Annotated in this window: 17 protein-coding genes; 13 read left to right on the top strand and 4 right to left on the bottom strand. The window is 74.3% G+C overall.

Annotation, left to right across the window (positions count from 1 at the left end; genetic code table 11):
* The first annotated feature begins 202 nt into the window (after positions 1 to 202).
* From ACYP53_RS10850 to ACYP53_RS10875, 6 genes are all read left to right on the top strand, one after another.
* Positions 203 to 1,411: an SUKH-4 family immunity protein gene (locus ACYP53_RS10850; RefSeq protein ID WP_459647276.1), complete on the top strand. Its 1,209-nt coding sequence runs from the start codon at positions 203 to 205 to the stop codon at positions 1,409 to 1,411.
* A 259-nt stretch (positions 1,412 to 1,670) separates the two neighbouring features.
* The gene (locus tag ACYP53_RS10855) at positions 1,671 to 2,633 is read left to right on the top strand and encodes a Ppx/GppA family phosphatase (RefSeq protein ID WP_189915940.1); all 963 of its coding nucleotides are present in this window, start codon (positions 1,671 to 1,673) and stop codon (positions 2,631 to 2,633) included.
* A gap of 547 nt (positions 2,634 to 3,180) precedes the next feature.
* Positions 3,181 to 3,984 (top strand): sugar phosphate isomerase/epimerase family protein, encoded by an 804-nt coding sequence (locus ACYP53_RS10860; protein WP_189916220.1) that lies wholly within the window; start codon positions 3,181 to 3,183, stop codon positions 3,982 to 3,984.
* A gap of 63 nt (positions 3,985 to 4,047) precedes the next feature.
* A complete protein-coding gene (locus tag ACYP53_RS10865) occupies positions 4,048 to 4,854 on the top strand; it encodes a class I SAM-dependent methyltransferase (RefSeq protein ID WP_459647277.1) in 807 nt (268 codons plus the stop codon).
* Positions 4,855 to 5,062: 208 nt separating this feature from the next.
* A complete protein-coding gene (gene ilvD, locus ACYP53_RS10870) occupies positions 5,063 to 6,907 on the top strand; it encodes a dihydroxy-acid dehydratase (RefSeq protein WP_459647278.1) in 1,845 nt (614 codons plus the stop codon).
* Positions 6,908 to 7,099: 192 nt separating this feature from the next.
* Positions 7,100 to 7,645 (top strand): hypothetical protein, encoded by a 546-nt coding sequence (locus ACYP53_RS10875; protein ID WP_459647279.1) that lies wholly within the window; start codon positions 7,100 to 7,102, stop codon positions 7,643 to 7,645.
* Between the two features lie 4 nt (positions 7,646 to 7,649).
* Here ACYP53_RS10875 and ACYP53_RS10880 read toward each other — a convergent pair whose 3' ends face one another.
* Complete coding sequence (locus ACYP53_RS10880) at positions 7,650 to 9,002, bottom strand: SCO2583/SCO2584 N-terminal domain-containing protein (protein WP_459647280.1); 1,353 nt, start codon at positions 9,000 to 9,002, stop codon at positions 7,650 to 7,652.
* A gap of 114 nt (positions 9,003 to 9,116) precedes the next feature.
* Positions 9,117 to 9,566, bottom strand: coding sequence for a hypothetical protein (locus ACYP53_RS10885; protein WP_459647281.1), 450 nt, complete (start codon positions 9,564 to 9,566; stop codon positions 9,117 to 9,119).
* 231 nt (positions 9,567 to 9,797) lie between these two features.
* Between ACYP53_RS10885 and proC the strand changes: the two genes are divergently transcribed.
* Positions 9,798 to 10,625 carry a pyrroline-5-carboxylate reductase gene (gene proC, locus ACYP53_RS10890; protein WP_459647282.1) on the top strand — a complete coding sequence of 276 codons (828 nt, stop codon included), beginning with the start codon at positions 9,798 to 9,800 and terminating at the stop codon, positions 10,623 to 10,625.
* A 240-nt stretch (positions 10,626 to 10,865) separates the two neighbouring features.
* Positions 10,866 to 12,080, top strand: coding sequence for an MFS transporter (locus tag ACYP53_RS10895; RefSeq protein ID WP_459647283.1), 1,215 nt, complete (start codon positions 10,866 to 10,868; stop codon positions 12,078 to 12,080).
* Between the two features lie 27 nt (positions 12,081 to 12,107).
* Here ACYP53_RS10895 and ACYP53_RS10900 read toward each other — a convergent pair whose 3' ends face one another.
* Positions 12,108 to 12,629 (bottom strand): hypothetical protein, encoded by a 522-nt coding sequence (locus tag ACYP53_RS10900; protein ID WP_189915947.1) that lies wholly within the window; start codon positions 12,627 to 12,629, stop codon positions 12,108 to 12,110.
* A 119-nt stretch (positions 12,630 to 12,748) separates the two neighbouring features.
* Here ACYP53_RS10900 and ACYP53_RS10905 point away from each other — a divergent pair, with 119 nt between their 5' ends.
* From ACYP53_RS10905 to ACYP53_RS10925, 5 genes are all read left to right on the top strand, one after another.
* Positions 12,749 to 13,945: an acetoin utilization protein AcuC gene (locus ACYP53_RS10905; RefSeq protein ID WP_459647284.1), complete on the top strand. Its 1,197-nt coding sequence runs from the start codon at positions 12,749 to 12,751 to the stop codon at positions 13,943 to 13,945.
* A 234-nt stretch (positions 13,946 to 14,179) separates the two neighbouring features.
* Positions 14,180 to 14,389, top strand: coding sequence for a helix-turn-helix domain-containing protein (locus ACYP53_RS10910; protein ID WP_045699258.1), 210 nt, complete (start codon positions 14,180 to 14,182; stop codon positions 14,387 to 14,389).
* Positions 14,390 to 14,577: 188 nt separating this feature from the next.
* On the top strand, positions 14,578 to 14,676 hold the full coding sequence (locus ACYP53_RS10915; RefSeq protein ID WP_003948845.1) for a 30S ribosomal protein bS22: 99 nt from the start codon (positions 14,578 to 14,580) through the stop codon (positions 14,674 to 14,676).
* 148 nt (positions 14,677 to 14,824) lie between these two features.
* Entirely contained in the window at positions 14,825 to 15,919 is a 1,095-nt protein-coding gene (locus ACYP53_RS10920; RefSeq protein WP_459647285.1) for an NAD-dependent epimerase/dehydratase family protein, read from the top strand.
* Positions 15,920 to 15,926: 7 nt separating this feature from the next.
* Complete coding sequence (locus tag ACYP53_RS10925) at positions 15,927 to 16,934, top strand: lysophospholipid acyltransferase family protein (RefSeq protein ID WP_459647286.1); 1,008 nt, start codon at positions 15,927 to 15,929, stop codon at positions 16,932 to 16,934.
* A gap of 86 nt (positions 16,935 to 17,020) precedes the next feature.
* On the opposite strand, the gene ACYP53_RS10930 is transcribed toward ACYP53_RS10925, so the two are convergent.
* A complete protein-coding gene (locus ACYP53_RS10930) occupies positions 17,021 to 18,325 on the bottom strand; it encodes a DUF5667 domain-containing protein (protein ID WP_459647287.1) in 1,305 nt (434 codons plus the stop codon).
* Positions 18,326 to 18,587: the final 262 nt, after the last annotated feature.

Here is an 18,587-nt window from a genome sequence, read left to right on the forward strand (position 1 = left end):
GCGGTTGGCCTGGGTGGCGCAGGAAGTCGGCAGCGCCGACTTTTCGTGCGCCGGGCGGGTGGGGGCGTAGGGTCGCGGCGCGGTGGGGTTGGGTGTCGTCGGGGGCGGGGGTTGCCGGGTGGTTTCGCGGGCGCAGGCGGTGGAGGCGGGGCATCGGTGGATCAACGGGGATCTGCCGCAGGGCTCCGGAGTGGTGCGGCGGGTGTGTGCGCACGAGTTCGAGCTCGGGTGGGTGGTGTGGGCGGAGCCCGCGCGGGTGGAGGTGGATCCGCGGACCGGGGAGCGCCGGGCGCCCGAGGAGGTCGGGGCGGCGTGTGCCGTGGTGGACCGGGAGAGCGGCCGGTTCACGGTGTGGCCCTCGGTGCCCGTCGACGAAGTGGTCGGGCTGTACCGGGACTTCGTCGGCGCGGGCGGGTACGACCCGACCCGGCCGCCCGCGACCGGTCGCGGCGTCCGGGCCGAGCTGACGTACCGGGACGGCGCCGGCGAGGAGCGTTCGCTGGCGCTGCGTTCGGCGGCGGGTCTGCCGCATCCGGCGTTGCGCGGCTGGTGGTGGCTGCGTGAGCAGGGGGTGGCGGCCGAGGACGTGTCGGCCGTGCGGACCGACCTGCGGATGAGCGCCCTGCCCGGCGGCTACTGGGCCCACGCCCTGGACGCCGAACTGCCGGACGCCCGGATCGACTTCGAGTTGCCGTACGGCCCGCGATTCGACCACCGGGCCGCCGCCGTACGGGCGTTGCCCGCTCCGCCGGACGGTCCGGTCCGCAACCGGGTGCCTTTCCCGCGCCCGGTACGCGGAGAGCCGGACGCGCCGGACGCCGTGTTGGCCGGGCGGCTCGCGGCGAGGTTCGGTCCGGCGGGCGTGCGGCGTTTCGACCCGGCGGACGTGGTGCGGGCCGAACTGTCTGGGGACGAGGCAGCATTGCTGCTGACGGTCGGCGTGCCGACGGCCGTGCCCGGGTTCTTCGCACTGCACCACCCCGGTACGGAGGCCGTCGCGGACGGCACCCGCCCCGGCACCGTGCTGCCGTCGGCGGTCGCGCACCTGGCCGCGCTCGGCCGGGGCGCCCGGGTGGCCGAGCGCGAGCGCCTGGCCCTCGCCGAGCAGCTGGTGCTGGGGACGGACGGCTGGGCGCTGGTGGTCCTCGACCGGCTGGACGGCACCGTCCGGGCGGTGGACCCGGACTACGCGACCGCCCGCCACTGCAACGCCGACCTGCGCGCTTTCGTCCGCTGCCTGGAGGTCTTCGCGGGCTGGTGGCCCGCCCTGCGCGGGCTCGACCCGGTGGCCGCGGGCGGGGCGGTGGACGGCCTGCAGCGCGCCTTGGTGGAGCTGGACGGTACGGTCTTCGCCGATCCCGAGAACTGGTGGGCCGTCATCGTGGAGCAGCTGTGGGACGGCCTGCTGTGACCGGACGCCCGCGGAGCACTCGGAGTAGGAACAAGATCAGGAGCCGGAGCGCCCGGTCGCGCGGGCACTGACGACCCGGTCACCGACTGCCCCGGCGCCGTCCGACCGGCACCGGACCGGCACCGGACCGGCCCCCGGATCGGCCTCCCGGACCGGTCCCGGACCGACCCCCACCTGCCCCGCCCCCGGCCCCCCGGACCAGCGCGAACAGGGCCGCAACCCCCCTCGCCCGGGCCCGGATCGCGTAGCGTGGAGGATTATGCGACTCGGTGTTCTCGACGTAGGTTCCAACACGGTCCACTTCCTCGTGGTGGACGCCCATCCGGGCGCCGCCCCGCTGCCCGCGTACTCCCACAAGGCCGAACTGCGTCTGGCCGAGCTGCTGGACGAGAACGGGGCGATAAGCGAGGCCGGCGTCGAGCGGCTGGTCGGCCACATCGCCTCCTCACTGCGGGTCGCCGAGGACAAGGGCGTCGTCGACATCCTGCCGTTCGCCACCTCGGCCGTGCGCGAGGCCGCCAATGGCGAGGAGGTGCTGCGCCGGGTGGCGGCCGAGACCGGCGTCGAGCTGCGGGTGCTGTCCGGGCAGGACGAGGCCCGGCTCACCTTCCTGGCGGTCCGCCGCTGGTTCGGCTGGTCCTCGGGCCGGCTGCTCAACCTGGACATCGGCGGCGGCTCCCTGGAGATCGCCTGCGGCCTGGACGAGCAGCCGGACGTCGCCTGCTCGCTGCCGCTGGGCGCCGGGCGGCTGACCGCCGGCTGGCTGGCCGGGGACGTCGCCGATCCGGACGAGCTGCGCGGGTTGAGACGCCACATCCGGGCCGAGATGGCCGCCGTGGTCGGCGAGATCGCCCGGCTCGGTCCGCCGCAGCACGCGGTCGCCACCTCCAAGACCTTCAAGCAGCTGGCCCGGATGACCGGCGCCGCCCCCGCCGACGCGGGCCCGTACGCGGACCGCCGGCTGACCCGCAGCGGGCTGGCCGCGTGGGTGCCGCGGCTGTCGACGATGACCGTCGCCGAGCGGGCGCAGATCCCCGGGGTCTCCGAAGGCCGCGCCAAGCAGCTGCTGGCCGGCGCGCTGGTCGCCGACGCCGCGATGGACCTGTTCGGCCTCGAAGAGCTGGACGTCTGCCCGTGGGCGCTGCGCGAGGGCATCATCCTGCGCCGGCTGGACGCCATGGACAGCCCCGCCGACCGGCGCCGACCGGCGCTCACCCCGTAGGACGACGAGGTCAGGACGGGCCGGGGCGGCGCCGGGACAACGTCGGGGCGCCGTCGAGACGGCGTCCCGTTCGGAGCGCGCTCCGCTTACGCTGTCTCCCGTGGTGCATCCAGCGGGCGAGGACGGTACGCGGGAGGGCCGCGCTCCCGGGGACGGGCAGCCGCGGCCGGACGGCCCGCGCCGTCGGCCGGGCAAGGCGGCCGAGGGCACCGCCGCCGCGCAGGCCGACGGGTCCGGCAGGAACGCCAATGCCGCCAAGGCGGCCCCCAAGACCGCCAAGACCCCGAAGACCACCAAGCCCTCCAGGACCCCGAAGACCACCAAGGCGACCAAGACCCCCAAGACCACCGAAGCCGCCGAGCAGCAGCCCGCCCCCCGCCGGGCCGCCGCCAAGGCCGCGCCGAAGGAGACCCGCACCGCCCGGGCCGCCGGCGCCGCCAAGGCAGCCGTCCAGTCGGTGCGCTCGGTCAAGGCCGCCCGCCGGGACGCGGCCCGTCCGCCGCTGCTGCGCACCACCGACCGGCTGGTGCTGCCGCAGCACCCGGCGCTGCACATCCCCGACACCAAGGTGGTGCTGTCGACCGCCTCGGTGTACCCGGCGAGCACCGCCGTCGCCTTCGAGCTGGCCGCCAAGCTGGGGTACGACGGGGTCGAGGTGATGGTCTGGAACGACCCGGTCAGCCAGGACGTCGATGCCCTGCGCCGGCTCTCGGACGCGCACCAGCTGCCGATCCTGGCCGTGCACGCGCCCTGTCTGCTGATCACCCAGCGGGTGTGGACGACCGACCCGTGGACGAAGTTGGTCCGGGCCCGGGCGGCGGCGGAGAAGCTGGGTGCGAGCGCGGTCGTCGTCCATCCGCCGTTCCGCTGGCAGCGCCAGTACGCCCGGGACTTCGTCGAGGGCATCAACCGGATGGCGGGCGAGACGGCGGTCCGCTTCGCCGTCGAGAACATGTACCCGTGGCGCTACCGCGACCGGGAGGTGCTGGCGTACGCGCCAGGCTGGGACGTGACCGACGAGGAGTACCGGCACTTCACCATCGACCTCTCGCACGTCGCCACCTCCCGGATCGACGCCTTTGAGATGGTCGAGCGGATGGGGGACCGGCTGGCCCACGTCCACCTGGCCGACGGCAGCGGTTCGGGCAAGGACGAGCACCTGATCCCGGGGCGCGGCAAGCAGCCCTGCGCCGAGCTGCTGGAGCACCTGGCCCGTACCGGCTTCGACGGGCACGTCGTGCTGGAGGTCAACACCCGCCGGTCCGCGTCGCCCGCCGAACGCGAGGCCGACCTGGCCGAGGCGCTGGCCTTCACGCGCTTGCACCTGGCCACTCCCTCGCGCGTACGCTGAGCCGCACGGGCCACCCGTCGGCGCCAGCCCCTCGGGTGCGAACCGCCGCGCGGAGGTGGGGACATGACGGAGGAGCGGGACTACCGGGAGGCCGCCGCCAGCTTCGGCGCGGTGGCCGACGAGTACGAGCGGGGCCGCCCCGGCTACCCCGACGAGCTGTTCGACGCGCTGGAGCGGCTGTGGGGCCGCGGCCTCGGGGGCGCCCGGGTCCTGGACGTCGGCGCGGGCACCGGGATCGCCACCCGGCTGCTGGCCGGCCGGGGCGCGGAGGTCGTCGGGGTCGAGCCCAGCGCGGGCATGGCCGCCCGCTTCCTGGCCTCCTCGCCCACGGTGCCGCTGGTCCGCGGCACCGGCGACGACCTGCCCTTCCACGACCGTTCCGTCGACCTGGTCGCCTACGCCCAGGCCTTCCACTGGACCCGTCCCGAGCGGTCCGTCCCCGAGGCGCTCCGGGTGCTGCGGCCGGGCGGCGCGATCGCCGCCTGGTGGAACGTGCACGACGACAGCGTGCCGTGGGTGCGGGCCCGCGACCGGCGGATGGCCGCCGTCCTGCCCGACCGCTACCACGGGTACCGCGGGATCGACGGTCACGTCGGCCACTTCGCGTCGGCCGGTCTCGCGGTGGGGCGGACGGTGCTGCACTGGGAGCGGCGGGTCACCGTCGACCACGTGCTGACCGACCTCACCTCGCGCTCGTACGTGGCCTCGCTGAGCCCCGAGGAGCGGGCGCCGGTGCTGGCCGCCGAGCGGGAGGCCATGCTCGCCGAGTTCCCGGACGGCGTCGTGGTCGAGCCGTTCAAGGTGGACCTCACGGTGGCGGTCGTCCCGGAACACCCCGAGCACCCGGAACACCCGGAGCAACCGAACTGACCGGAGCAACCGAACTGACCGGAGCAACCGAACCGACCGGAGGAACCGAACCGACCAGAACGACCGCGATGACGGGCCCGGCCCCGCTGACCGCATCGCGGACGTGCTGTCCGCCGGCCGGACGGCGGGCGTAGGCTCGGTAGCCACAGCGGCCCCCGCACCCTCCCACCGTCGGGGCGCCGGCGAGAGCCCGAAGGAGTGGAGCACAGTGCCCGAGCTGAGGTCCCGTACGGTCACCCACGGTCGCAACATGGCAGGCGCCCGGGCGCTTCTCCGGGCGGCAGGCGTAGCCCGCGAGGACTTCGGCAAGCCGATCATCGCGGTCGCCAACTCCTTCACCGAGTTCGTCCCCGGCCACACCCACCTGCAGCCGGTCGGCCGGATCGTCTCCGAGGCGATCAAGCAGGCGGGCGGCATCCCGCGCGAGTTCAACACCATCGCGGTGGACGACGGCATCGCGATGGGCCACGCCGGCATGCTCTACTCGCTGCCCTCGCGCGACCTGATCGCCGACTCGGTCGAGTACATGGTCAACGCGCACTGCGCGGACGCCCTGATCTGCATCTCCAACTGCGACAAGATCACCCCGGGCATGCTGATGGCCGCGCTGCGCCTCAACATCCCGACGGTCTTCGTCTCCGGCGGCCCGATGGAGGCCGGCAAGGCGACCCTGGTCGACGGCACCGTGCGCAAGCTCGACCTGGTCGACGCGATCTCGCAGGCCGTCAACGAGAACGTCTCCGACGAGGACATCGCGATCATCGAGGAGAACGCCTGCCCGACCTGCGGCTCGTGCTCCGGCATGTTCACCGCCAACTCGATGAACTGCCTCACCGAGGCCATCGGCCTCTCGCTGCCCGGCAACGGCTCCGTCCTCGCCACCCACACCGCCCGCCGGGCGCTGTACGAGAACGCCGGCCGGACGGTCGTCGAGATCGCGAACCGCCATTACGGCCAGGACGACGCCTCCGTGCTGCCGCGCGTGATCGCCACCCGCGCGGCCTTCGAGAACGCCATGGCCCTGGACATCGCCATGGGCGGCTCGACCAACACCATCCTGCACCTGCTCGCCGCCGCCCAGGAGGCCGAGCTGGACTTCGACCAGAGGGCCATCGACGCGATCTCCCGCAAGGTGCCCTGTCTGTCCAAGGTCGCGCCGAACGGCTCGTACTACATGGAGGACGTCCACCGGGCCGGCGGCATCCCGGCCATCCTCGGTGAGCTCTACCGCGGCGGGCTGCTCAACGAGGACGTGCACACCGTGCACTCCGACTCGCTCGCCGAGTGGCTCAAGACCTGGGACGTGCGCGGCGGCTCGCCGTCCGCCGAGGCCCTCGAACTGTGGCACGCCGCCCCCGGCTGCGTCCGCTCCGCCGAGGCGTTCTCCCAGTCCGAGCGCTGGGAGTCGCTGGACACCGACGCCGCCAGGGGCTGCATCCGCAGCGTCGAGCACGCGTACTCCGTCGAGGGCGGCCTGGCCGTGCTGTACGGCAACCTCGCCGAGGACGGCTGCATCGTGAAGACGGCCGGCGTGGACGAGTCGATCTGGACCTTCAGCGGACCGGCCGTCGTGGTCGAGTCCCAGGACGACGCGGTCGAGGCGATCCTGGCCAAGCGGATCAAGGAGGGCGACGTCGTCGTCATCCGCTACGAGGGCCCCAAGGGCGGCCCGGGCATGCAGGAGATGCTCTACCCGACCTCCTTCCTCAAGGGCCGCGGCCTCGGCAAGGCCTGCGCGCTGGTCACCGACGGCCGCTTCTCGGGCGGCACCTCGGGCCTGTCCATCGGCCACGCCTCCCCGGAGGCGGCCTCCGGGGGCACCATCGCCCTGGTCGAGGACGGCGACACCATCGCCATCGACATCCCCGGCCGGACGATCTCCCTGGAGGTCCCGGACGAGGTCCTCGCCGAGCGCCGCCGCGCCCTGGAGGCCTCGGGCGGCTACCGGCCGAAGAACCGCGTCCGTCAGGTCAGCCAGGCCCTGCGCGCCTACGCGGCGATGGCGACCTCGGCCGACAAGGGCGCCGTCCGGGACGTGACCAAGCTCGGCTGAGAGCGGTCCGCCCCTGTCCAGACCGAGCCGGTCCCCGCGACCGGAAACCGAGGAGCCGTCCCGCAGGCCGGGACGGCTCCTCGCCGTACGGGGCGGTCGGGCTCCCCGCCGTCCCGCCCGACCGGCTCCTCCGCCGTCCCGCCCCGACAGCTCCTCCCCGCCGCCCGGCCCGGCCGGGTGATAATCGACGGCGTGAGCGAGCAGCCCCCCACCCCCGCCCCCAGGCCCGTCGCCCCCAGGCCCGTCGGCGCCCCCGAGCCGCAGCCGATCCGCTGGTTCGGCACCAGCTGGCTGAACCGGGACGGCGGCTACTGGCCGCGCCGGGTCGCCGTCGCGGTCGGCTCCCTGGCGGCGACCGCCGCCGTGGTGCTGCTGCTGCGCTTCGGCGTGGAGGGCATCGCCCTCTCCGAGAACGGCACCTTCGTCAACGGGCTGCTGACGGCCGCCATCGCGGTCTGCTCGATGATGTCCGTCCGGCGCACCTGGAAGCTGCTCACCGAGGGCAGGGACCAGCTGACCGGCTGGATGGCCGAGGACAAGTCGCTCGGCGCGGTCTGGCTCATCGGCAGCGCCGGCGCACTGGCCGCCTACTTCGCCCGCAGCCTGGTCGAGGCCCCGGGCGAGGCGGTGCGGCGAGCCTCGTACGAGCGGGCCGTCGCCCAGCACGAGAAGCGCCAGGCGGGCCGCGGCGGCCGGCCCGACGGAAAGTCGCCGAGCCGGCCCAAGCGCAAGCGCTGACCGGTCAGTTGCGGCTGATCGTGCCGCAGCCCTCGGTCTGCTCGACGTCCTTGCTGCGGTCGTACGGGTCGATGGCGGGTCCGGTCGGCCGGGAGCCGGGGGTGTCCTGCCGCACCGGCGCGAACTGGTCGAACTGCGGGTGGAAGAAGCCGTCGTAGACGTCGCAGGCCGAGTTGGCAGGGTCCGTCTGGCTCTTGGCGTAGACGACCTTCTTCGGCTGGACCTGGTAGCGCCCCGGGTCGTAGAAGCGGAACGTGTCGACCCGCCGCACGATCGTCCGGGTGGTCCAGGTGTCCCCGGCCACGTCGTCCGTCCGCTCGACCAGGCCGGCCGGCCGGGGAGTGCCGCCGCCCTGCGGCGCGGCCGGCTTCGTCGGCTGCGGGGCACGGGTCGTCGGCTGGGGCGCAGCGGCGCGCTTGGCGGCCTCCGGGCCGGGGCGCAGCGCGTACACGAAGCTGAAGTCGGTGTGGATCAGGACGCCCTTGTCCCCGTCGCCCTCGTAGGTCATCCGGCCCTGGACCTTGACCGTGTCGACCACCGGGATCGCGTCGCGCGGGTCGAACCGGCTGAACAAGTTGGTCGGGTCGTTCTCCTTGGACGGGTGCTCCAGTGCGGCCCTCGCCTCGTCCTGGTCCTGCCGCTCCAGCAGCGCCAGGGCGGCGTCCGGCCGGCCGCCCGCGACCACGGCCGGGTCCAGGTTGGCGGCGATCAGGTAGTCCTTGACGGACTGCAGTTGCGAGGCCACCTGGGCGGTCGTGAAGACGCCGGTGGCCTGTGCCTCGGGGAGGACGAAGGCCTCGGCGCCGTTCGGCCAGCCCTCGGCGGGGGAGCCGGCCCAGGGGTGGGCGACGGTCGGCTGCTGTTCGTCGGCCTTCGGCGGCGCGGTGGTCGGCCTGGCCGTCTCGGGGGCGACGGTCGGCACGGGGGTGTGGGCGGCGGAGGAGCCGCCGAAGCGGCTCGTGTACCAGCTGCGCAGCCCGTCGATGTTGAGCGCCGCGAGCAGCACGGCGACGGTCAGCGCCACGTAGAGCGGTGTGCGCCAGCGCGAGGCGCGCGGTCGCACGTTCCCCCAGGCGTCGAACACCGGGGGCTTCGGCTTGCGGCCGAAGCGGCGCTTGGGCGCGGGGCCGTCGTTGACCGAGCGGCGGCCGCCCGGGTCGACCGGCGGGGTGTGCTTCCACCGGGCGCTCAGCATGCGGGTGCGCCCGCTCTGTTCCTTGACGGCGGCGCCCCGGACGAATTCCTCGTCCAGGACGAGGTCGGCGAACGGGTCCTTCGCGCCCGTCCCGGACGGGTCGGACCCGCCCGGTTCACCGCCCCGGTCGGGGCGCGGTTCTGGATCTTCGGCTATCGGCATCGCGCCAGTATGACGACGGGGTGTGACGATGCGCCGATCAGGGGCACACCACGTGGTGAACTCGTGTCCGTCGGGCGGCGCTTCGCCCCGCTTCGTCCCGGAACCGCGCCGGGCTCAGGACTTGCCGCGCGCCTGCTTGACCGACCCCACCACCCCGGCGATCGCCAGCAGCAGACCGGCGGGCAGCAGCGAGATGAAGAAGGCGCCGAACAGACTGGAGTCGCCGAGGAACAGCTGCGCCAGGGTGTTCAGGGCCAGCAGCCCGCCGGCCGCCGGCAGCGCCGACTGCCACGGGTGGTCGTTCGCCCACCGGCGCAGCCGTCGGTCGGCGGTGTCGCGGCGCAGTTGCCCGCCGACGGTGCCGACCAGGAAGAAGAAGAACAGGGCCCAGCCGGCCGGACCGGCCAGCATGCTCAGCGACCAGCTCCCGGAGATCGCCTCGATCCCCAGGGATGTCGCCCCCACCACCGCACCGACCCCCGCGGCGGTTCGCCACGGTCCCACGGTCGCCGAGGCGACGGCGAGTTGCCGGTTCTCACGTCGGGACATTTCGTCGTGTGCCATGGCTCAACGGTGCGCCCGCCAGGGCCCGGAGGCCATAGGGGAACCCCCTGGTTTTCTCCCTAGGGGCGGACCCGGGGCGGCCTCGGGTCGAGCGCCGGGGCGACCGGTCGAACGCCGGGGCGACCGGCCGCCCCGCGCCGCCCCGGGCCGCGCGACCACGGACCGGACGGTCCCGCCGGGCGCCGCCGCGCGGTGCGAGGATGGCCGCAGTACCGAGGCAAGGAGCGGACCATGGGCAGCAGCGCGGCACACGGACAGAAGATCGCCTTCCTGGGCACCGGCAAGATCGGGGAGGCCCTGCTCTCCGGTCTGCTGCGGGCCGGCAAGGACCCGGCGGACGTCCTGGTGACCGCCCGCCGTCCCGAGCGCGCGGCCGAACTCGCGGCCCGGTACGGCGTGGTGGCGGCCTCCAACGCCGAGGCGGCCAAGCTCGCCGACACCCTGATCCTGGCGGTCAAGCCGCAGGACATGGGCACCCTGCTGGAGGAGCTGGCGCCGCACGTCGGCGCGGACCGCCTGGTGATCTCGGCCGCGGCCGGTGTCCCGACCGCCTGGTTCGAGGAGCGGCTGGCGGCGGGCACCCCGGTGGTCCGGGTGATGCCCAACACGCCGGTCCTGGTGGACGAGGGGATGAGCGTCATCTCCGGCGGCTCGCACGCCACCGAGGAGCACCTGGTGCGGGCCGAGGAGATCTTCAGCTCGGTCGGCAAGGCGCTGCGGCTGCCGGAGTCCCAGCAGGACGCGGCCACCGCGCTGTCCGGCTCCGGCCCGGCGTACTTCTACTTCCTGGTCGAGGCGATGACCGACGCGGGCATCCTGCTGGGCCTGCCCCGCCAGGTGGCGCACGACCTGATCGTGCAGTCGGCGATCGGCGCCTCGGTGATGCTGCGGGACTCCGGGGAGCACCCGGTGAAGCTGCGCGAGGCGGTCACCTCCCCGGCGGGCACCACCATCGCGGCCATCCGCGAGCTGGAGAACCACGGGGTGCGGGCCGCGCTGCTGGGCGCCCTGGAGGCGGCCCGGGACCGCTCCCGGGAGCTGGCCTCCGGCGGCAAGTAGCCCCGGCCACACCCCGGCACACCCCGGCACGCCCCGGCCACCCCCCAGCACGCCCCGGCCACCCCCCGGCGCGCCCGGGACACCCCGGAACGCCCGGAATTCGCCCGGGAGGCGTCCGGGACCGGACCGGACGGACCCTGCGCGACCCCTCCCGCAATCGCGGCGCACCGCCTACGCTCTCGCCAACATCGTCCTACCGGCCGGTAGCGAGGTCGCCAGGAGACCCGTGTGGAGGTCCGTGTGAGTGCCCCGCCGTCCGTGCAGCCCGTCCCGTCCCCGGTGGCGCCCGGCCTTCGGGTCGGGCGGGCCGCGCTCGCCGTCAGCTTCCTGCTCCAGGGCACCACCTTCGCGCTGCTGGTCACCTGCATCCCGGAGATCCAGCACCGGTACGGGCTGAGCGACGGGCTGCTGCCGGTCTTCCTGGCCGCTGTGCCGGTCCTGGCCGGGGCCGGCTCGATCGCCTCGGAGCGGCTGGTGAAGCGCACCGGCGCGCGGGCCGTGCTGCGGGTGGTCCAGCCCGCCGTCTGCCTCAGCCTGGCGGCCGTCGGGCTCGGCGACGAGCTCTGGCAACTCGCGCTGGCGCTGGGCGCGTTCGGGCTGCTGGTGGGGGCGCTGGACGCCAGCATGAACATGCTCGGGGTGGGCCTGCAGCACCGCTACGGCCGCTCGATCATGATCGGCTTCCATGCCGCGTTCAGCCTCGGCGGCATCGTCGGCGCGGCCCTGGCGGGTCTCGGCTCGCACTACGACCTCGGGCTGCCGGTGCTGTTCGGCACCGCCGCCGCGGTGGTCGCCCCGCTCGCGGTGCTCACCGGCACCAGGTTCGCCGGCCCCGCCGAACTCGGCGACGCCGTCCGGGAGGCCGCCGAGGCCGCCGCCCGGTCCGTCCCCTGGCGGCCGCTGCTGCCGCTCTGCCTGGCGATGGCCTTCGCGTACATCGCGGACGCCTCGGTCTCCAACTACAGCGTCAAGTACCTCACCGACGGCCTGGGCAGCCGGGAGGACCTCGCCAAGCTCTCCTACCTCGGCTACATGTGCGCGATGCTGCTCGGCCGCGCCCTGGGCGACCGCGCGGTGCAGCGCTTCGGCGCGGTCCCGGTGGTCCGGGCCGGCGCCGCGCTGGCCGCGCTCGGCTTCGGGCTGGCCGCGGTCGCGCCCGCCGCCTGGGCCGGCATCGCCGCGTTCACCGTGCTCGGCTTCGGCATCTGCGCGATCATCCCGCAGGTGTTCGCGGCCGGCGGCCGGCTCTTCCCGGCCGACTCGGACGCCGCGGTGGCCCGGCTGAACCTCTTCAACTACGTGGGCTTCCTGATCGGTTCGCCGCTGGTCGGCGCGATCGCCGACGCGAGCTCGTACCGCTGGGCGCTGCTCGCCCCGATGCTGCTGGTGCTGGCCGTCCTGCCGCTGGCCGACCGCTTCGCCCCGGCGCCGGTGTCGGCCCCCGCCGTCACGTGACGACGGGGGCCGAAGGCGGGGCGGGGGTCAGCTGATCACGGTCTGCAGCTCGGGCAGGCCGGTGAGCGAGCCGCCCTCCCGGACGTCGCTCGGACCGCCCACCTGGCCGAACTCGTAGTAGACGTACGTCGCCCAGTTCACCGTGTAGGGCCCGGCGCCCCAGGACGGGGTGTCGGCGATCTTCACGGTGAGCGTGACGGTCTTGGTCGCGCCCGGCGCGATCGGCGCGTTGAAGTGGAAGTTGGCGCTGTTCCCGCTGATCACGCAGTCGACCGTGTCCCCGGTGCAGCCCGTGACGGTGAAGGCCCCGCTGGTATTGGCCGGCCAGGTCGGCGAGACGGTCTCGTAGGCGAAGTAGATGTCGCTGGTCTCGGTGTTGGTGAGGGAAAGCGTCAGGGTCAGCTGGTCACCGGCCCTCGCGGTCGGCTTGTCGACGGCGAAGGCGGGTCCGCTGCCCGCGGCGGAGGCCGGCTGGGCGGCGAAGAACAGGCCAAGTCCCAGTATCGCAGCGAGAATTACCCCAAGGCGTTGCACGCTGAATGGCTTCATGGCGGAGACGATAGGGAGTCGTGAAGGTTTTGTCTGTACCGCCTCAATAGCGCCTCGCCGTTGACCCCGGGCGCGCCCTGGCGGCGGCCCGTCCGCCCCCACCCGCTACGGTGGAGGCCATGCCCGAAGCCGAGCGTGACACCCCCTGCGGCCTGCACCTCTTCTGGGACGAGGCCGTCACCGCCTACGACTTCGGCCCCGGCCACCCGATGGACCCGACCCGCCTCGCCCTCACCATGCGCCTGGTCGAGGCGCTCGGGCTGGACGCCGGCCCCGGGGTCACCGTGCGGTCCGCGCCGCCGGCCGGTGACTCCACGCTCCGGCTGGTGCACACCCGGGAGTACGTCGAGGCGGTGAAGCACGCCGGTGCCCACCCCGAGCAGACCGACGCCCGGCACGGCCTCGGCACCGACGACAACTGGGCCTTCCCCGCCGTCCATTCGGCCTCCGCGCTGATCGCCGGCCAGTCGGTGGCCGCCGCCGAGGCGGTCTGGCGCGGCGAGACCCCGCACGCGGTCAACTTCGCAGGCGGACTGCACCACGCGATGCCCGGCAAGGCCTCCGGCTTCTGCATCTACAACGACCCGGCGCTCGCCATCGCCCGGCTGCTCGAACTCGGCGCCGAGCGGGTCGCCTACGTCGACGTGGACGTCCACCACGGCGACGGGGTCCAGGAGGCCTTCTGGAACGACCCGCGGGTGCTCACGGTCTCCCTGCACGAGCACCCCGCCACGCTCTTCCCGCAGACCGGCTGGCCGATGGAGACCGGCGGCCCGGACGCCCCCGGCTCCGCCGCCAACCTGCCGCTGCCCGCGGGGACCGGCGACGCCGGCTGGCTGCGCGCCTTCCACGCCCTGGTGCCCGACCTGCTGGCGGCCTTCCGGCCGCAGGTCCTGGTCACCCAGCACGGCGCCGACACCCACCTGGAGGACCCGCTCGCGCACCTCGCCGTCACCGTGGACGCCCAGCGGCTGATCGCCGAGGAACTGCACGACCTGGCCCACCGGCACACCGGCGGCCGCTGGGTGGCCACCGGCGGGGGCGGCTACGCGGTGGTGGACGTCGTCCCGCGCTCCTGGACCCACCTGGTCGCCACCGCCGCCGGCCGGCCGGTCGACCCGGCCACCGAGACCCCGGAGTCCTGGCGCGCCGAGGTCCACCGCCGCACCCGCCGCCCGGCCCCGCTGCGGATGACCGACGGCGCCCGCCCGGCCTGGCGCGACTTCGAGGCGGGTTACGATCCGGCCGACCGGCTCGATCAGGCCATCCTCGCCAGCCGCCGCGCGGTCTTCCCCCACCACGGCCTGCTGGCCTGACCGGCCGCTCCGGCCCCGCCACGGCCGGGTCCGGCACGGCGGTGCGTACGCGGGGCGGTGCGATCCGCCGATCGGCTACGTACTGCAACAGTCCTATCTCTCACCGTACGAGGACTGCACTTCCCCTCTTCCCACTGGTACCACCCATAACTACTCTGGGGATACACGTGTGCCGGTGGAGTCACCGGAGGGGAAGCCGGTGCCTTGCACACGGGTAAGGGTCGGGTGATGGTCATGAGTTCCGTGGAGCGTCCCCTGCAGGAAGTCGTCTTCCTGACCGTGGCGGAGGTCGCCGCGGTCATGCGGGTGTCCAAGATGACGGTGTACCGACTGGTGCACAGCGGAGAACTGCCGGCCATCCGGGTCGGACGGTCCTTCCGGGTGCCCCAGCAGGCGGTGCACGAGTACCTCAAGGAGTCCTACGTGCGGCTCGAGAGCGCGTAGCACCCCGTCGGCCGGGGCGGTCCACAGCCGTGGATCCGCCCCGGTTCGCCGGAGATTTCCCCTGAGTTTCCCGGTTGCGAGGGGCACGATTACGGCCCCGGCCACGCGGACGGTAGGCTAGGCCCTCACGTCAGTCGTATGGACTCCGTCTCTCACGGACGAGAGTCTCAGTGAGCGAGGGTTGTTCCGTGGGCTCTGTCATCAAGAAGCGTCGCAAGCGTATGGCCAAGAAGAAGCACCGCAAGCTTCTGAAGCGGACCCGCGTTCAGCGTCGCAACAAGAAGTAAGCGCCCCCGGCCGCGCCCAGCGCGCCCAGCGCTTCCACCGCCCGTCCGGCCCCCGTGGCCGGGCGGGCGGTGTCGTTTCACGGCCCGGCAGGGCGGCGCGGTACGGTGCACGCAAGCCGCTCGGGCCGAGGGAATGGGGTGCAGCACCGTGGGCGTGGTCGTGCTCGTCACCGGCGTGGCACGCCATCTCGGTGCCCGCTTCGTCGCCGAGGTCCGCCGCCGTCCGGGGGTGGACCTGGTCGTCGGCGTGGACGTGCAGCCGCCCCGGCTGCCGGTCGAGGAACCGGCCGGCCCGGCCGCCCCGTACCGCTTCCACCAGCTCGACCTGCGCCGCCCGGCGCTGTCCCGGGTGCTCGCCGAGCACCGGGTGGACACCGTGGTGCACCTCAGCGTCAGCGCCACCGGCCTGGGCTCCACCAACCGCTCCGCGGTGAAGGAGTCCAACGTGATCGGCACCATGCAGCTGCTCGGCGCCTGCCAGAAGGCGCCCGGGGTGAGCCGGCTGGTGGTGAAGTCCACCACCGGCGTCTACGGTTCCGCGCCCCGCGACCCGGCCGTGTTCAGCGAGCGGATCCAGCCCAAGGACCCGCCCGGCGGCGGCTTCGCCAAGGACGCGTCGGAGGTCGAGGGGTACGTCCGCGGCTTCGCCCGGCGCCGCCCGGACGTCGCGGTGACGGTGCTGCGCTTCGCCAACATCGTCGGCCCGGACGCGGACACCCCGCTCAGCGAGTACTTCGCGCTGCCCGTGCTGCCGACCGTCCTCGGCTACGACCCGCGGCTGCAGTTCGTCCACGAGGACGACGCCGTCGCCGTGCTCTGCCGGGCCTCCGGCGAGCCCGAGCCGGGCACCGTCAACACCGGCACCTTCAACGTGGCGGGCGAGGGCGTCCTGCTGCTGTCCCAGTGCGCCCGACGGCTCGGCCGGCCCACCCTGCCGCTGCTGCTGCCCGCGGTCAGCTGGATGGCCGTGCTGGCCCGGCAGACCCGGCTGGTCGACGTCTCGCCGGAGCAGCTGCGGCTGCTCACCCACGGCCGGGTGGTGGACACCACGCGGCTGCGCGAGACCTTCGGCTACCGTCCGGCCTTCACCACCCCCGGGGCCTTCGCCGACTTCGCCGCCGCCCGCGGGCCGGGCCTGCTGCCGCCCGAGCGGCTGGCCGCCGTCACCGACCGGCTGGCCGCGCTGCTCGGCCCGGAAGGGTCCGCCGCCGTACCGAACCGCCCCCGCCGACCGAGGAGCTGAACCCGCGATGAGTGCCGCAGCCGAGAACGCGCCGGGCCGGGCCAAGGTCATCCCGATCGAGTCCGCCCCCAGCTGGACCTCGCCCGAGGGCGCCGGCCTGGCCGACCGGCTCGCCGGGGCCGTCGGCGGGGCGCTGTCCGGACCGCTCGGCCCGGCCGCGACCCGGCTGTTCGGCAAGGGCTGGGAGGGCCGCGCCGCCGAGGGACTGGCCTTCCTGCGCCGCCGGGTCACCGGTGACTACGAGGTGGACGAGTTCGGCTTCGACCGGGAGCTCACCGAGGAGGTGCTGCTCTCGCTGCTGCGCCCGCTGGCCGAGAAGTACTTCCGGATCGACGTGCAGGGCGTGGAGAACATCCCGGCCGAGGGCGGTGCGCTGATCGTCGCGAACCACTCCGGGACGATCCCGCTGGACGCGCTGATGACCCAGGTGGTCATCCACGACCACCACCCGAACCGGCGGCACCTGCGGATGCTCGCCGCCGACCTGGTCTTCGTGCTCCCCGGGATCAACGAGCTGGCCCGCAAGGCCGGCCACACGCTGGCCTGCAACGAGGACGCGCAGGCGCTGCTGGAGCGCGGCGAGGTGGTCGGGGTCTGGCCGGAGGGCTTCAAGGGCATCGGCAAGCCGTTCTCCGAGCGCTACAAGCTCCAGCGGTTCGGCCGCGGCGGGTTCGTGTCCTCGGCGCTGCGGGCGCGGGTGCCGATCGTGCCGTGCTCGATCGTCGGGGCGGAGGAGACGTACCCGATGATCGGCAACGTGAAGACGCTGGCCCGGCTGCTGGGCCTGCCGTACGTGCCGATCACGCCGACCTTCCCCTGGCTGGGCCCGGTCGGGATGCTGCCGCTGCCGACCAAGTGGACGATCCGCTTCGGCGAGCCGATCGCCACCGACACGTACCCGGCGGAGGCCGCGGAGGACCCGATGCTGGTCTTCGACCTGGCCGACGAGGTGCGGGAGACCATCCAGCACTCGCTGTACCAGCTGCTGGTGCAGCGGCGCTCGGTGTTCTTCTGACCTTCGGGCCTTCGGGCCTCAGGGCCCCAGGGCAGGCGAAGGGCCCGGCGGATATCGCACTCCGCCGGGCCCCGCGCACACCCCGGTCAGCCGCCGAGGATCCGCAGCCCGGGCAGCAGGCCCGGGACCAGTGGGGGCACCTCGACGCCCTGCTGCCGGTCCGCCTCCGGGACGCCGGGCGTGCCGGACGGCTGCGGCGCCTGCGACGGGGCCGCGTCGGCGCTGGGCGAGGGCTTGGTGCCGGTGAGCCCGCTGGTGAGGTCGCCGACCAGCCCGTTGACGGCGTCCGGCGCGCTGGTGGGCAGGGTGCTCGGCAGGCCGCCGCCCTTGCCGCCGCTGCCGCCGGTCGCGCCGGTGCCGGGGAGGACCGGGGCGTGGTCGGTGGCACCGGGGCGGTTGCCGCCGGTGGCGCCGCTGCCCGGGGCCGGTCCGCTGCCCCGGCCCGCTCCGGAGCCGTCGGCCGGGGTACCCGCGGGGGATCCGCCGGTCGACTCGGCCGAGCCGTCGCCCGCCCCGGAGCCGCCCGTGCCACCGCTCCTGGCGGGGGGCTGGGCCAGCCGCAGGGGCGCGACGTCCTCGCTTATGTCGTCGAAGAGCTGGTTCACCAGGTCGGCCTGCTGGGTGAGCTGGACGGGCAGCTTGCCCTGGAGCTCGCTCCAGCGGCCGTCCTCGTCGTGGGCGAAGCCGGCCAGCGCGCGCATCGGGTCGAGCGAGCCGTTGCTGCGGTAGACCGAGCGCAGCAGCTCGCGGCCCTTGAGCGCGTCGGCGTGCATGTCGTCCAGGGCCCGCCGGACCTGCTCGACCGTGCCCGGGCTGAGCCCGCCGGCCGGACCGGTGCGGCCGACCAGGGTCTTGGCCTCGCCGAGCCGGTTGGCGGCGTTGTCCAGCAGCAGTTCGCCGCGCTCGGAATCGGAGCCGGCGAAGTCGAGCCGCAGGCCTTCGAGTCCGCGCTTCAGCCCGTACAGCGTGTCCCCGGGGACGGCGCCGGTGCTCGCGGCGGCGGCACCGGCCAGGCTGCCGACGGCGAGCCCGGCGACGAGTCCGCCGATTGCGAACCGGCGGCTCCAGCGGCCGCGTGGCGCCGTCCGGATCGCCCGGTGGCGGCGCTGGCGGGGCACCGCGGCCCCCGGTCCGCCGGCGAAGGCCTGCTCGAACGCGGCCATCAGCTGGGCGCGTTGGACCGTCCGGACCTCCTGGTCCAGCACCGGTCCGGGTAGCGCTCCCAGCGCGTCGGTCAGGCCGACCAGTTCGACCATCGCGGCCGAACCGGCGCCGGTGCCGGCGGCGTCGGCCGACTCCGCGTCGGCCGTGCCGCGTTGCTCCGTCCGGTGGGCCTCCAGCGCCTCGGCGAAGGCCTTCGCCCGCCGGTGCTCCAGCACGTTTGCCGTCACGGGCCACACCTCCCTTCGTCGTTGTCGACACCCCGGCCCGCCGGACGGTTGCCCCGGCTGGCCAAAGCCACTCCATCGGGTGACGGGTCGCAATTCGGCTTGACCGTACGCCTGGTGGAGGCTTGCACCGTGGCCAACGAGCGGTGCGGGCGGTCGGTTACGCACGGCTGATCATCGGATCGACCGTTCACTCTGACGTGTCGGTCGGGCGCGGACGGTGACGGCCGGCCGGGCGGCCCTCCGGCTATGTCCCCCTCGGTCA

Source organism: Kitasatospora sp. Ki12, assembly GCF_054601375.1.

What these genes read in the sequence shown, in the direction of transcription:
- ACYP53_RS10905 (WP_459647284.1), top strand. Translation starts at nt 12,749, where the DNA reads ATGCCCGAAGCCGAGCGTGACACCCCCTGCGGCCTGCACCTCTTCTGG.
- ACYP53_RS10885 (WP_459647281.1), bottom strand. Translation starts at nt 9,566, where the DNA reads ATGGCACACGACGAAATGTCCCGACGTGAGAACCGGCAACTCGCCGTC.
- proC (WP_459647282.1), top strand. Translation starts at nt 9,798, where the DNA reads ATGGGCAGCAGCGCGGCACACGGACAGAAGATCGCCTTCCTGGGCACC.
- ACYP53_RS10925 (WP_459647286.1), top strand. Translation starts at nt 15,927, where the DNA reads ATGAGTGCCGCAGCCGAGAACGCGCCGGGCCGGGCCAAGGTCATCCCG.
- ACYP53_RS10865 (WP_459647277.1), top strand. Translation starts at nt 4,048, where the DNA reads ATGACGGAGGAGCGGGACTACCGGGAGGCCGCCGCCAGCTTCGGCGCG.
- ACYP53_RS10910 (WP_045699258.1), top strand. Translation starts at nt 14,180, where the DNA reads ATGAGTTCCGTGGAGCGTCCCCTGCAGGAAGTCGTCTTCCTGACCGTG.
- ACYP53_RS10880 (WP_459647280.1), bottom strand. Translation starts at nt 9,002, where the DNA reads ATGCCGATAGCCGAAGATCCAGAACCGCGCCCCGACCGGGGCGGTGAA.
- ACYP53_RS10855 (WP_189915940.1), top strand. Translation starts at nt 1,671, where the DNA reads ATGCGACTCGGTGTTCTCGACGTAGGTTCCAACACGGTCCACTTCCTC.
- ACYP53_RS10900 (WP_189915947.1), bottom strand. Translation starts at nt 12,629, where the DNA reads ATGAAGCCATTCAGCGTGCAACGCCTTGGGGTAATTCTCGCTGCGATA.